The organism is Oscillibacter sp. 1-3 (genome assembly GCF_000403435.2).
In the GTDB taxonomy this organism is placed as follows: domain Bacteria; phylum Bacillota; class Clostridia; order Oscillospirales; family Oscillospiraceae; genus Oscillibacter.
In genome coordinates this window covers 1,028,022-1,040,794 of record NZ_KE159703.1, presented here as the reverse complement: position 1 = coordinate 1,040,794, position 12,773 = coordinate 1,028,022, and the positions used below count along the sequence as shown (strand labels likewise).

Genomic DNA, 12,773 nt, shown 5'->3' with positions numbered 1-12,773 from the left:
GACCGCCGCTTCCCTTTTTCCCTCGCCTGTGGTATAATCACCAAAAACAAGCAGCGGAGGCGCTTTTCATGTTTGACTGCCTGATTCAAAATGTCCGGATTCTGGATGGCTCCGGCACTCCGGCCTATTCCGGCTCCGCCGCCCTCTCCGGCGGAAAAATCGCCGCCGTGGGGGACCTCTCCGGCGCGGAGGCCGCCCACACCGTCGACGGCCGGGGCCGTCTTCTGACGCCGGGGTTCATCGACATCCACCGCCACGCCGACGCGGCCCTGCTCCGTCCGGACTTCGGACGGGCGGAGCTGGCCCAGGGCCTCACCACCATCATAAACGGCAACTGCGGATTATCCCTGGCCCCGGTGTCCGGCCCCTTCCGGGAGACGGTGCTGGACTACCTGGCCCCCATCGTGGGGCGGGCGGAGGCGGACTTTCCCCGGCTGGCGGACTACCGCCGCCAGGCCAACGGGACGCCTCTGCCCCTGAACGCCGGGATGCTGGCGGGCATGGGCACTCTCCGCGCCTGCGCGGCGGGCTTCCGGGACAGTGCGCTGACAGGCGGGGAGTACCGCCTGATTCACGGCGCCCTGGAGGAGGCCCTCTCCGACGGAGCCCTGGGCGTCTCCCTGGGGCTGGGGTACGCCCCGGAGTGCTTCTACACCACAGAGCAGCTGATCCGGGCCCTGGCCCCTCTGCGCCGGTCCGGGCGGGTGATTACCGTCCACATGCGCCAGGAGGGGGACGGCGTCACTGCGGCTCTCGCGGAGATGCTGGCCGTGGCCCGGGCGCTGGAGACCCCGGTGGAGATCAGCCATTTGAAGGCCATCGGCCGGCGGAACTGGCGGAAGGCCGTGCCTCAAATGCTGGAGATGATCGCCGCCGCCAGGGCGGAGGGGCTGGACGTGACCTGCGACGCCTACCCCTACCCCGCCGGGTCCACCCAGCTGATCCACGTCCTGCCGCCGGAGTTTCAGGCCGGGGGCGTGGAGGCCCTCACCGCCGCCCTTCAAGATCCGGAGTGCCGCCGGCGGATGCGCCGGAGAATGGAGACGGGCACGGACTTTGAGAACATCGCGGCCCTGGTGGGCTTTGAGAACATCCACGCCGCCTCCCTCCGCCTGCCGGAGCACAGGGAATGGGAGGGGCGGACCCTGGCGGACATCGCCGCCCGCCAGGGCAAGGACCCCTACGACGCCCTGTTCGACCTGTTGGCGGCGGAACGGTGCGGCCCGTCCATGATTGACTTCATCGCCCACCAGGCGGATGTGGAGGACATCCTCCGCGCTCCCTTCTCCGGCGTGATCTCCGATGCCACCTATCCGGAGGGACTGCCCCACCCCAGGGTATACGGGGCCTTTCCCCGGCTGCTGGAAACCTATGTGCGGCACCGGGGCGTGCTGACACTGGAGGAGGCCGTCCGCAAGCTCACCCGCCAGCCGGCGGACCGGTTCGGCCTCACCGAAAAGGGCAGAATTGAGGCGGGGGCAGACGCGGACCTCTGCCTCTTCGCCCTGGAGAACCTTCATGAGACCGGCACCTGGCAGCGCCCAAAGCAGCTGGCGGAGGGCATGGACTGGGTGTTTGTGAACGGCGTCCCCGCCATTCAAGAGGGGCAGTTCACCGGCCTGCTGGCCGGGCGGCATCTGTGACGTCCGAAAACGATTTTTGAGAGGAGCGCTCTGTTATGAACCAACCACTGATCGAGGGCTGCGTGGACTCCTACGCCTCCGCCATGGCCGCCGCCGCAGGCGGCGCGGACCGGCTGGAGCTGTGCGCCAATCTGGCCATCGGCGGCACCACCCCCTCCCCCGCTCTGTTCAAGCAGGTCCAGCGGGACTGCGATGTGAAAATCAACGTCCTGATTCGTCCCCGCTTCGGCGATTTCCTCTACTCCCAGCCGGAGATGGAGGAGATGTGTACGGAAATCCAGGCCTTCCGGGCCCTGGGGGCCAACGGCGTCGTCATCGGCGCGCTGACGCCGGAGGGAGCGCTGGACGTGGACAGCATGCGCCGTCTGATGGACTGCGCCGGCGATATGGAAGTGACCCTCCACCGGGCCTTTGACATGGCCCGAGACCCGATGGAAACCCTGGAGGCCGCCGCGTCCCTGGGCTGCCGGACCGTCCTCACCTCCGGGCAGGCATCCAGCGCCTTGGCCGGACTGGAGGTCCTGCGGACGCTCCGTGTCCGGGCGGCGGGCCGGATCGACATCATGGCCGGCTGCGGCGTGAAAAAGGAGAACATCCGCCGCCTCTATGACGGCGCGGGAATCACTTCCTTCCACACCACCGGCCGCGGAGCGCCTCTGGACAGCGGCATGATCTACCGCAAGGCCGGCGTCTCCATGGGCCTTCCGTCCCTGTCGGAGTACGAGGTCTGGCGGACGGACCCGGAGGAGTTCCGAGCCTGCGCGGAGATTGTCCACGGGCTGCTATAGCCCGCCTGTGATCTCGACATGCAGGAGCCTGTCTCCTCCCCTGCGGCTGACCGAGACATCATAGCCGCGGATGGAGTAGGACGCCTCACCAAAGAGCGCGTACGTTTGAATGTCCGTCAAATCGTAGAGATCCGCAAGAATGAAGCCCCGGCGGGAAACCTCCGCAATGCGCCCGCGGCAGTCCCGGCAAAAATACGCCGGAATCAGCTCATCCGCTTTCCGCGGAAGCTCTGCCGTACAGGTATGCGCATCGGTGTTCCGTGCCGCTGTCACTCCAGCGCAGCGGAGCATGGAGAATGTGCCCGTCTGCTGTACGCCGCTGACCTCCCAGACCCGCACAGGGTCCGGGTCATAGACCCGCATCTCGCCGACCTCACCTGTGGAGAGATTCACAGAGCAGGGGGCGTGGTACCGCGGGCCGCCGCCATATCCGCACAGGGCACAGAGATCCGGCTCCGGTGTCAGGAAAATTGTCTGCCAGGCGGCAATCTCCTGTTCCGCAGCAATTCCTCGCAGTCAAAAGCCGGATAGAAAGAAGAGCGTCAGAACCATAAACGATGCGGTGCATTTTATCCATGTGCAGGCTCGGGCTTTGATTTGCATCGACAATTCAATATATCCCCTTTCTCCTATAGCAATCTGCAAAATTGTTAGCACCGGGCCGCCGCCCGTTTGTCAGAAATTCTGATGCTTGCTATAATAGACGCAAAAACTCCGCCCCTTTGTCTTGTTTTAATTATAAATTATATCCTATAACACGTCAATAGCGTGTTTCAAATTATTTTTAAGATCGCCTGCTTTAGGTAAAATAATCCTAATAAGGCAGGTGATCGTATGGAACCGCAATTTGATAACACAGAGCGCTTAAAATGTCTGTCCTATGCGATCGGTTATTATCGGAAAGAGAAGGGTTATTCGCAAGAACAGCTGGCAGAACTCCTCGGAATCAGCCGTCAGCATTTGGCATCTGTCGAAGCTCCAAAAATGCACAGGGGGCTATCTCTGGAGCTGCTATTCAATATTGCAACGGTTTTGGAGATAGAGCCGTATCTTCTTTTGAAATTCAAGATCGAAAAATAGAGAGGAAGCGCCGCATAATGCGGCGCTTCCTCTTCCTGTATAATGAATATCAATTCCCTTTTCAGCAACGGTCAAACTGCGGCGTGGGCCGTCTCCTTTCGACGGTTCGCCGGGGCGGGGCGCCCCGCGCTCCGCTCCGGCCGCTCCAGCACCGGCTCCTCCGTCTGCCGCTCCGCCAGACGCTCCCGGCCCACCGCCAGCATCAGCTTGATGCGGTTCTCCTGGTTCACCCGGGTAGCGCTGGGGTCGTAATCGATGGGCGTGATGTTGGCCTGCGGATACAGCTCCCGGATCTTGTTAATCATGCCCTTGCCGCAGATGTGGTTGGGCAGACACCCGAAGGGCTGGGCGCAGACGATGTTCTCGTACCCCGCCCGCACCAGCTCGATCATCTCGGCGGTGAGAAGCCAGCCCTCGCCCATCTTGTCTCCCATGCCGATGACGCCATCGGTGAGCTTGACGAGCTCCCGGAAGGGCAGGGGCGCGTGGTAGCCGTTGTCCTTCAGAACCCGGATCATCACAGATTCCATGCCCTCAATGTACTTGAGAATCCAGTCGGACACATGCTTTTCCAGAAAGCTGCCGCCGTAGAGGCGGGCGGTCTCCGAGGGGTTGTAGGCGCAGTACTGCACGAAGCCCATCAGGCCCGGCAGGTTCACCTCGCAGTCCTGAGAGGCTAAAAACCGCTCCAGGTCGTTGTTGCCCAGGGGAGAGTACTTCACATAGATCTCCCCCACCACGCCCACCTTCACCTTGGGCACCCGGTGGACGGGAATGGCGGCGAAGTCCCGGGCGATCTTCGGCATGGCGGCCTTGACCTCCCGGTTGGACCATCCCCTGTTTTGGCGGACCCAGCCGCAGATCGTGTCCAGCCATTTCTCCTGGCAGGACTCCGCCGCGCCCTTTTCCACCTCGTAGGGCTCCGTCTGGGCCCTCAGCGCCACCAGCAGGTCGCCGTAGTAGATCACCGCCAGAAGCTTGCGTAGCAGGGGCACCGTCAAGGGGAAGCCGGAGTCCTTCTCCAGGCCCGAGAAGTTCAGGCTCACCACCGGCACCTGCGGCCACCCCGCCTTCACCAGGGCCTTGCGCAGCAGGTGGATGTAGTTGGAGGCCCGGCAGCCGCCGCCGGTCTGGGTGATGATGAGGGCTGTGTGGTCCAGGTCATACTTCCCGGAGCCCAGGGCGTCCAGGAACTGGCCGATGACCAGCAGCGCGGGATAACAGGTGTCGTTGTGGACGTATTTAAGGCCCAGCTCGCTGACCTGACTGCCGCAGTTTTCCAGCAGTTCGCAGGTGTAGCCCTCCTGCTCCATCACCGCCGCCAGAATGCGGAACTGCACCGGGGCCATGTTGGGGATCAGGATTTTATGGGTCTTTTTCATCTCCGAAGTGAATTTCGGATAATTCTGGAGCTCCATGTCAACATTTCTCCTTTCGGGGGAGCGGCGAAGTTTTGGAACCTTTGTCCCTGGGTCTGCAGGGGGGCCAGGGGCTCCGCCCCTGCGCCCCAAAGCCTTTGCAGTACCCCGTCCGGGGTATACGAGGCCGGCAGAACTCTCCCTGCGCTTCGCGCCCCTTTCAGGTTGCTTTTTTCTCATCCAGGGCGGCGAAAAGGCTCCGCAGACGGATGCGCACCGCGCCCAGATTGGTGATCTCGTCAATTTTCAGCTGGGTATACAGCTTGCCGCCGCTTTGCAGGATCTCCTGGGTCTCGTCGGTGGTAATGGCGTCCACGCCGCAGCCAAAGCTCACCAGCTGCACAAGATCCATATCGGGCTGGGAGCAGCAGTACTTCGCCGCCGCGTACAGCCGGGAGTGGTAGGTCCACTGGTTCAGCACCGTGGTGGGGAACTTCTCCACCCGGTTGGAGATGGAGTCCTCCGTCACCACCGCCGCGCCGGAGCGGGTAATCAGGGTGTCGATGCCGTGGTTGATCTCCGGGTCCGCGTGGTAGGGACGGCCCGCCAGCACAATGATCCGGCGGCCCTCCGCCCGGGCCTGATCGATGATCCGCGCCCCCTCCTTCCGCACAAGGGACATGTGGTGCGCGTACTCGGCATAGGCCGCGTCGGCGGCCTCTTTCACCTCGCTGCGGGTGATGTCCGGAAAGTACCGCCGCAGGATGGCGAAGATCTTCCTGGAAAAGTCCTTGGGCCGGTGGAGGCCCACGTAGTCATAGATGAATTTGGTCTCCTTGACCTCGGGGCAGTTGCCGGCGATGACCTCGGGATAGTAGGCAACCACGGGGCAGTTGTAATGGTTGTCCCCCAGGCCCTCGTCGATATTGTAGGTCATGCAGGGATAGAAAATGGCGTCCAGCCCCAGTCTGCTGAGAAACCGGATATGCCCGTGGGCCAGCTTGGCCGGGAAGCAGGCGGTGTCGCTGGGGATGGTGCCCTGGCCCTTTAAGTACAAATCCCGGCTGGAGAGGGGGCTGTGGTACACGGCAAAGCCCAGCTTCGTGAAAAAGGCGTGCCAGAAGGGCAGCAGCTCCCAGAAGTTCAGGCACAGGGGCAGACCGATCTTCCCCCGTCTGCCGGGAACAGGCTTGTAGTCCAGAATCAGTTTGCGCTTATAGGCGTACAGGTTCCGCTCGCCGGTGTCCTCTCTGCCGGTGACGGGGCGGTCGCAGCGGTTGCCGCTGATGAAGGTGCCGCCGTCTGCGAAGGTGTTGACGGTAAGCTGGCAGTTGTTGCCGCACAATCCGCACACCCGGCTCTCCGTCTCCTGGGAGAAGGCGGCCAGGGCTGCCCGGTCCAAAAGGGCGCTGGTCTGCTCCGGCGCGGCCTTGCCACGGCCGTACAGCGCCGCGCCGTAGGCCCCCATGAGCCCCGCCACGTCGGGCCGGATGACCTCCACGCCCATCTCCTTCTCAAAGGCCCGAAGCACCGCCTCGTTGTAAAACGTGCCGCCCTGAACCACCACGTTCCGTCCCAGCTCCTCCGGGGAGGCGGCGCGGATGACCTTGTAGATGGCGTTTTTCACCACGGAGATGGAGAGGCCGGCGGAGATATTCTCGATGGTGGCCCCGTCCTTCTGGGCCTGCTTCACGCTGGAGTTCATGAACACCGTGCAGCGGCTGCCCAGGTCCACCGGACGGTTGGCGAAAAGGCCAAGCTTCGCAAACTCCTTCACGTCGTACCCCAGGGCCTGGGCGAAGGTCTGGAGGAAGCTGCCGCAGCCGGAGGAACAGGCCTCGTTCAAAAAGATGTTGCTGATGGCCCCGTTTTCAATCTTGAAGCACTTCATGTCCTGGCCGCCGATGTCAATGATGAAGTCCACATTGGGCAGAAAGTACCGGGCGGCGGTGAAGTGGGCCACGGTCTCCACTACGCCGTAGTCGGCGTGGAAGGCGTTTTTCGCCAGCTCCTCGCCGTAGCCGGTGGTGGTGACGGAGGCCACATGGAGGGCCGGATGCTCGTCGTACAGCCGCTCCAGGGCCGCACGGATCAGGGGAACGGGATTGCCCAGGTTAGGCCGGTAGTCCGTAAAGAGAAGCCGGGCCTCCTGGTCGATCACCGCCAGCTTCACGGTGGTAGAGCCGGAGTCGATGCCGATGTGAACCGGCGCGGCGTAGTCCGGGCCGAAGGGGGCCCGGGGCACAGAGGCTTTGGCGTGGCGGGCCGTGAAGGCCTCGTACTCCTCCCGGCTCTCAAAGAGGGGCGGCTGACTGCGGTAGGTCTCAGAGGCGCCCCGCGCCTCCAGCCGGCCGCACACCTCCTCCAGGTCAAACTCCCTATCGGAGTAAAACGCCGCTCCCAGGGCCACAAACAGCAGGCTGTTCTCCGGGCAGAGACCCTGGACCCCAAGGGTCTTGTCAAAGCTTTCCCGCAGGCACCCGGAAAAGGTCAGAGGCCCGCCCAGATAGAGGACCCTGCCCTGGATGGGCCGCCCCTGGGCCAGACCCGCGATGGTCTGGTTCACCACCGCCTGGTAGATGCTGGCGGCGATGTCCTCGCTCCGGGCCCCCTGGTTGATGAGGGGCTGCACGTCGCTCTTGGCGAAAACGCCGCACCGGGAGGCGATGGTATAGGTCTTCTCCGCCCGCGCCGCGGCCTCGTCCATCTCGTCGGCGGTCATTTTCAGCAGCGTGGCCATCTGGTCGATAAAGGCTCCGGTGCCGCCGGCGCAGGAGCCGTTCATCCGCACCTCAACGCCGCCGGTGAGGAAGAGGATTTTGGCATCCTCTCCCCCCAGCTCAATGACGCAGTCAGTGCCCGGAGCCAGCCGATTGACCGCCACGCGGGTGGCGAAGACCTCCTGCACAAAGGGGACCTCCACCCCCTCCGCCATGCCCATGCCCGCAGAGCCGGAAATGGCGAACTCCGCCCGCCCGCCGGGAACGTACCCCGCCGCCACCCGGCGCAGCAGCTCTCCAGACTTCTCAAGAATATGGCTGAAATGCCGTTCATATGTACTGTAAACAATGTTTCCGGCGTCGTCCAGCACCACGCATTTGATGGTGGTGGAACCCACGTCAAGACCCACTTTCAAGGCTGGTTCCTCCTTCAGGAAAACGGTTGCGCCGGTCCTTTTGACCAAGTATCGCAATCTTTATATTCTCTGGTATTTTACTCTTTTCCGACAAAATATGCAATCGCGAAAATCTGTAAAGAGTGTAAAAAAACTGTTAAGAAATTTATAAAATATCCGCTTGCCTTCTCTCTTTCTTATGATATACTTGTCCTATTCAGAACTCTCGACAGAAACGAGGAACCGCCCTATGAAAACCGTCCTGCTGCACGCCTGCTGCGCTCCCTGCTCCCTCTCCTGCATTGACCCCCTCCGGGCCGAGGGCATTGAGCCGGTGGCCCTGTGGTACAATCCCAACATCCACCCCTGGAAGGAGTACCAGGCCCGGCGGGACTGCCTGCTGGAATATGCCCCCGCCATCAATATGGAGGTGCGGGTATGGGAGGACTACGGTCTGCGGGAGTTTGTCCGCCAGGTGACAGGCGACATCGATCACCGCTGCGCCTACTGCTACACCCACCGGCTGGAGGGGACGGCGAAATACGCCGCGGAGCACGGCTTTGCCGCCTTCACCACCACCCTTCTGGCCAGCCTCTACCAGGACCACGACGGCATCGTCCGGGCGGCAGAGGCCTGCGCAAAGCGGTATGGCGTAGAGTTCCTCTACCGGGACTTTCGTCCCAACTTCCGGGCGGGGAACCAGCGGGCCCGGGAGCTGGGGTTCTATATGCAGAAGTACTGCGGCTGTGTCTTCTCGGAGGAGGACCGCTATGAAAAGCAGATCCGGCGCGACCGGGAGAAGTTTGCGGAACAATGACGGAAAAACCCGGCTGTGAAGAAACTCACAGCCGGGTTTTTCCTGTCCCGTCACGCCGAGGCGATGACATCTTTGTTCTTCACAAAGTACTCCACGCCGGAGTAGAGAGTGGTCAGCACAATGACCCACACGCAGACCGTGTCGGCCCGCGAGATGTACCGGTCCCAGGGCACGGCGGTCAGATAGGCTCCGGACCGGTAAGCGGCCAGGGCCGGTCCCAGCAGCAGCATCACCACCACGCACACCATGGTGGCGGCAGTCTTCACCTTCCCGGACCACCCGGCGGCGATGACCCGCCCCTTGTCGCTGGCAATCATCCGAAGACCGCTGACAGCGAACTCCCGCAGCAGCACCACCAGCAGCGCCCAGGCGGGCATCCGGCCCACCTCCACAAACCACAGCATGGCGGCGGTTACCAGGATCTTGTCCGCCAGGGGGTCGGCGAACTTGCCAAAGTCCGTGACCAGGTTGTACTTCCGGGCGATCTTCCCGTCCAGCAGGTCCGTGAGACTGGCGATGATGAAAATCGCCAGGGCCGCATAGTCCGCCCCGGGGAAGCCCCAATACAGCACCGCCATAAAGACGGGCGTCAATATAATGCGCATAAGAGTCAATTTATTCGGCAAATTCATGTTTTTCCGCTCCTTTCGCCCGGTATGGTCTGTCCTTCCAATACCACCATTTCAGCATCTTCGGGTCCCGTTTCTCATTCTCGGCGTAGTACACCGCCGCCCGCCAGACATACAAGGCGCAGCGGTCCTCGCGGTATCCCTTCATCAGGCACTCCTGGAGGTACAGCTCCTCCGGGTCCCGGCCCCGCAGGTCGGATATCTGACGAATACCCAGCGCCTCCATGACAGCGGCAATCCTTTTCCCCACGCCAGGGATCTCCTCCAGGGGACTCCTCATTCCGCCAGCTCCCCGGTGAGCTCGCCGTCCATGGTACCGGTGAGGCGGACGGTGACAAACTGGCCCGGAGCTACCTCCCGGTCCGCGTCAAAGTAGATGCGGCCGTCGATCTCCGGCGACTCGGCATAGCTGCGGCCATAAAACGTCTGGCCGTCAAAGCCCTCGCACAGAACCTCCCGGGTCTCTCCCAGCACCGATTCGTTGTATTCGTCCATTATATTGGACTGAACATCCACTGCCAGCTCCGCCCTTCGCCGCGCTTCCTCCGTGTCCACGTGGTCCATCTGAGCCGCCCGGGTGCCCTCCTCCGGAGAGAAGGGGAACACCCCTGCCCGTTCGATCCGCACCTCCCGCAAAAAGGCGCACAGCTCCTCAAATTCCGCCTCGCCCTCGCCGGGAAGTCCGGTGATGATACTGGTGCGCAGCACCAGCCCGGGGATGTGTGCCCGGAGCCTTTCAAACAGAGCCCTCAGCTCCGCCTTGGTGTCCCGGCGGTTCATAGCCGCCAGCACGCCGTCATTGCAATGCTGGATTGGAATGTCCAAATAGGGTATTATTTTGCTCTCTTTTGCTATTATATCAATCAATTCATCAGTAATCTCATCTGGGTACAGGTAATGGAGGCGAATCCAATGAAAGTCCAGACGGCACAGCTCTCTCAAAAGATCCGCCAGACGGCGCCCCTCGTCCAGGTCCGTGCCGTACCGGGTGATGTCCTGGGCGATGACCAGCAGCTCCCGCACTCCGGCGGAGCTGAGCTCCTCCGCCTCCTCCAGCAGCTCCGCCATAGGACGGCTGCGGTATCTCCCCCGCAGGGAGGGAATGACGCAGTAGGCGCAGTGGTTGTCACACCCCTCGGCAATGCGCAGGTAGGCGTACCAGGGGGGCGTGGAGAGGATGCGGGGGCCGCCCTGCCTGGCAGTGTGAATATTCCCCATGTGGCAGGGCCGGAGACCCTGGTCCATAACCTCCTCAATGGCCCGGGCGATGTCGCCGTAGCTGCCGGTGCCCAGGACGCCGTCCACCTCCGGAAGCTCATTCAGCACATCCTCCTTGTACCGCTGGGCCATGCAGCCGGTGACCAGAATTCTCCCCACCTGGCCGGCGCGTTTCAGCTCCGCCATCTCCAGGATGGTCTCGATAGCCTCCTCACAGGCGGAGGCCAAAAAGCCGCAGGTGTTCACCACCGCCACGTCAGCCCCCTCCGGGGATGCCTGGACAGCGTGCCCCGCCGCAGCAGCAGCGGCCATCATCTGCTCACAGTTCACCTGGTTCTTGGCACAGCCCAAGGAGATGAACGCGATTTGATAACCCAATGTAATCCCTCCATATCTCGCGGGCGCCTCACGCCTCCGACAGCTCCTGCCCCTGGCGGTGCCAGGCGGCCTTCACGTCTCCCCAGGCGAAGCCCCGGCGGAGAAGGGCGTCGGTGAGGCGTTTTTTCTCCCGCTGGTCCGGCGTCCGGCCCCGGAGCTTTCCGGCGAGAAAGACGTCGATCTCCCCCGCCGCCTCCGGCAGCTCCTCCAGAGCCTCGTCCCACAGCTCCCGGGGAACGCCCTTTTCCCGCAGCTTCTCCCGGGCGCGAGCAGGGCCCCAGCCCATCTGTCCGCAGTGCCGCACCAGCAGGGCGGCGTAATCCCTGTCGTCAATTGCACCGATGGCCTCCAGCCACTCCGCGGCATAGCGGGCCTCCGCTTGACTGGCGCCCTTTTCAGTCAGCTTTTTCTCCAGCTCATGGCGGCTCATGGCCCGCTTGCCCACCAGATCCGCCGCCGTGACCTTCACGTTGGAAATTCCGGCGGCCGATTTCAATCGCTCCAGCGTGCCGCCGTCCAGCATATCCCCGGTCCGGAGGCCAAAGTCAAGAAGCTCCTGCTCCGTGATTTTCAGGCAGGCGCCGTCCTCTAAAAACACCAACACCCGACCCCGCCTGTGTCTGGACGCCTCGATCCGCTCAATCCGCATCGTCAAAGTCGTCGGCGCTGACGTCCACCGCCCGTCCGGCGGCCTTGGCGGCAGCCCGGGCCTGATTGCTCAGCAGCTTGTCGAAGTTCTTCCGAATGTCCGCCTCCAGCTGCTCGGCAATGTCCGGATTGTCGTGGAGGTAGGTCTTGGCGGCCTCCCGGCCCTGGCCAATGCGGGTCTCCCCCATAGAGAACCAGGAGCCCGCCTTCTGCACCAGATCCAGCTTCACGCCCAAATCTACCAGCTCGCCGGCGTGGGCGATGCCCTCGCCGTACATGATGTCGAATTCCGCCTCCCGGAAGGGGGGGGCCATCTTGTTTTTCACCACCTTGGCCCGGGTGCGGTTGCCGATCATCTCGGAGCCGTTTTTCAGCGTCTCGATGCGGCGCACGTCGATGCGGACGGAGGAGTAGAATTTCAGGGCCCGGCCGCCGGTGGTGACCTCCGGGTTGCCGTACATAACGCCCACCTTCTCGCGAAGCTGGTTGATGAAGATGACGATGGTGTTGGTCTTGCCGATGGCGCCGGTGAGCTTCCGCAGGGCCTGGCTCATGAGCCGGGCCTGGAGGCCCACGTAGCTGTCGCCCATCTCGCCCTCGATCTCCGCACGGGGCACCAGGGCGGCCACGCTGTCCACCACGATGACGTCAATGGCGCCGGAGCGCACCAGCGCCTCGGTGATCTCCAGGGCCTGCTCGCCGGTGTCCGGCTGAGAGATCAGCAAGTCCTCCACCTTTACACCCAGCGCCCGGGCATAGGTGGGGTCCAGGGCATGCTCCGCGTCCACGAAGGCGGCCTCTCCGCCCCGCTTCTGGGCTTCCGCCACCACGTGAAGGGCCAGGGTGGTCTTGCCGGAGGACTCCGGCCCGTAGATCTCGATAATCCGCCCCTTGGGGAGACCCCCGATGCCCAGGGCCACGTCCAGGGCCAGGGAGCCGGTGGGAATAAAGTCCACGTTCATCTCCGCCTTGTCGCCAAAGCGCATGATGGAGCCCTTGCCGTACATTTTCTCGATCTGAGCCATGGCCGTGTCGATGGCCTTCTTCCGGTCGTTGGCCGGGGCCGCGGTAGGCAGGGGCGCTTTTTCCTTTGCCATAG

The 12,773-nt window shown here is 63.0% G+C and carries 12 protein-coding genes; 4 read left to right on the top strand and 8 right to left on the bottom strand.

From position 1 onward, the window contains the following. The first annotated feature begins 68 nt into the window (after positions 1-68). Both C816_RS04995 and C816_RS04990 read left to right on the top strand, forming a co-directional pair. Positions 69-1,643, top strand: coding sequence for an N-acyl-D-amino-acid deacylase family protein (locus C816_RS04995; RefSeq protein ID WP_016321333.1), 1,575 nt, complete (start codon positions 69-71; stop codon positions 1,641-1,643). 35 nt (positions 1,644-1,678) lie between these two features. After that, on the top strand, positions 1,679-2,431 hold the full coding sequence (locus tag C816_RS04990; protein ID WP_016321332.1) for a copper homeostasis protein CutC: 753 nt from the start codon (positions 1,679-1,681) through the stop codon (positions 2,429-2,431). Here C816_RS04990 and C816_RS04985 read toward each other — a convergent pair. Continuing rightward, positions 2,426-2,824 carry a hypothetical protein gene (locus tag C816_RS04985; protein ID WP_207636886.1) on the bottom strand — a complete coding sequence of 133 codons (399 nt, stop codon included), beginning with the start codon at positions 2,822-2,824 and terminating at the stop codon, positions 2,426-2,428. The genes C816_RS04990 and C816_RS04985 overlap by 6 nt on opposite strands. Before the next feature lie 441 nt (positions 2,825-3,265). On the opposite strand from C816_RS04985, the gene C816_RS04980 reads away from it, so the two are divergent. Then, positions 3,266-3,511 carry a helix-turn-helix transcriptional regulator gene (locus C816_RS04980; RefSeq protein WP_016321330.1) on the top strand — a complete coding sequence of 82 codons (246 nt, stop codon included), beginning with the start codon at positions 3,266-3,268 and terminating at the stop codon, positions 3,509-3,511. A 71-nt stretch (positions 3,512-3,582) separates the two neighbouring features. Here the strand turns inward: C816_RS04980 and C816_RS04975 are convergent, their stop codons facing one another. Continuing rightward, the gene (locus C816_RS04975; protein WP_016321329.1) at positions 3,583-4,929 is read right to left on the bottom strand and encodes a 2-hydroxyacyl-CoA dehydratase; all 1,347 of its coding nucleotides are present in this window, start codon (positions 4,927-4,929) and stop codon (positions 3,583-3,585) included. 160 nt (positions 4,930-5,089) lie between these two features. After that, positions 5,090-8,005 carry an acyl-CoA dehydratase activase gene (locus tag C816_RS04970; protein WP_016321328.1) on the bottom strand — a complete coding sequence of 972 codons (2,916 nt, stop codon included), beginning with the start codon at positions 8,003-8,005 and terminating at the stop codon, positions 5,090-5,092. Between the two features lie 229 nt (positions 8,006-8,234). Between C816_RS04970 and C816_RS04965 the strand changes: the two genes are divergently transcribed. Next, entirely contained in the window at positions 8,235-8,801 is a 567-nt protein-coding gene (locus tag C816_RS04965) for an epoxyqueuosine reductase QueH (RefSeq protein WP_016321327.1), read from the top strand. 50 nt (positions 8,802-8,851) lie between these two features. Here the strand turns inward: C816_RS04965 and pgsA are convergent, their stop codons facing one another. From pgsA to recA, 5 genes are read right to left on the bottom strand one after another with little or no spacing between them, the layout of a single operon-like run. After that, positions 8,852-9,433 carry a CDP-diacylglycerol--glycerol-3-phosphate 3-phosphatidyltransferase gene (gene pgsA, locus C816_RS04960; RefSeq protein WP_016321326.1) on the bottom strand — a complete coding sequence of 194 codons (582 nt, stop codon included), beginning with the start codon at positions 9,431-9,433 and terminating at the stop codon, positions 8,852-8,854. Then, positions 9,417-9,710 (bottom strand): helix-hairpin-helix domain-containing protein, encoded by a 294-nt coding sequence (locus C816_RS04955; protein ID WP_016321325.1) that lies wholly within the window; start codon positions 9,708-9,710, stop codon positions 9,417-9,419. Before C816_RS04955 ends, pgsA begins: the two co-directional genes overlap by 17 nt. Further along, on the bottom strand, positions 9,707-11,026 hold the full coding sequence (gene rimO, locus C816_RS04950) for a 30S ribosomal protein S12 methylthiotransferase RimO (protein WP_016321324.1): 1,320 nt from the start codon (positions 11,024-11,026) through the stop codon (positions 9,707-9,709). Before rimO ends, C816_RS04955 begins: the two co-directional genes overlap by 4 nt. Before the next feature lie 28 nt (positions 11,027-11,054). After that, a complete protein-coding gene (locus C816_RS04945; RefSeq protein WP_040654632.1) occupies positions 11,055-11,675 on the bottom strand; it encodes a regulatory protein RecX in 621 nt (206 codons plus the stop codon). Further along, complete coding sequence (gene recA / locus C816_RS04940; protein WP_016321322.1) at positions 11,665-12,771, bottom strand: recombinase RecA; 1,107 nt, start codon at positions 12,769-12,771, stop codon at positions 11,665-11,667. The genes C816_RS04945 and recA overlap by 11 nt, the downstream gene beginning before the upstream one ends. Positions 12,772-12,773 lie beyond the last annotated feature (2 nt).

Coding starts and splice junctions, on each gene's coding strand:
- C816_RS04980 (WP_016321330.1), top strand. CDS start 3,266: ATGGAACCGCAATTTGATAACACAGAGCGCTTAAAATGTCTGTCCTAT.
- C816_RS04955 (WP_016321325.1), bottom strand. CDS start 9,710: ATGAGGAGTCCCCTGGAGGAGATCCCTGGCGTGGGGAAAAGGATTGCC.
- pgsA (WP_016321326.1), bottom strand. CDS start 9,433: ATGAATTTGCCGAATAAATTGACTCTTATGCGCATTATATTGACGCCC.
- recA (WP_016321322.1), bottom strand. CDS start 12,771: ATGGCAAAGGAAAAAGCGCCCCTGCCTACCGCGGCCCCGGCCAACGAC.
- C816_RS04945 (WP_040654632.1), bottom strand. CDS start 11,675: ATGCGGATTGAGCGGATCGAGGCGTCCAGACACAGGCGGGGTCGGGTG.
- C816_RS04965 (WP_016321327.1), top strand. CDS start 8,235: ATGAAAACCGTCCTGCTGCACGCCTGCTGCGCTCCCTGCTCCCTCTCC.
- C816_RS04990 (WP_016321332.1), top strand. CDS start 1,679: ATGAACCAACCACTGATCGAGGGCTGCGTGGACTCCTACGCCTCCGCC.
- C816_RS04975 (WP_016321329.1), bottom strand. CDS start 4,929: ATGGAGCTCCAGAATTATCCGAAATTCACTTCGGAGATGAAAAAGACC.
- C816_RS04995 (WP_016321333.1), top strand. CDS start 69: ATGTTTGACTGCCTGATTCAAAATGTCCGGATTCTGGATGGCTCCGGC.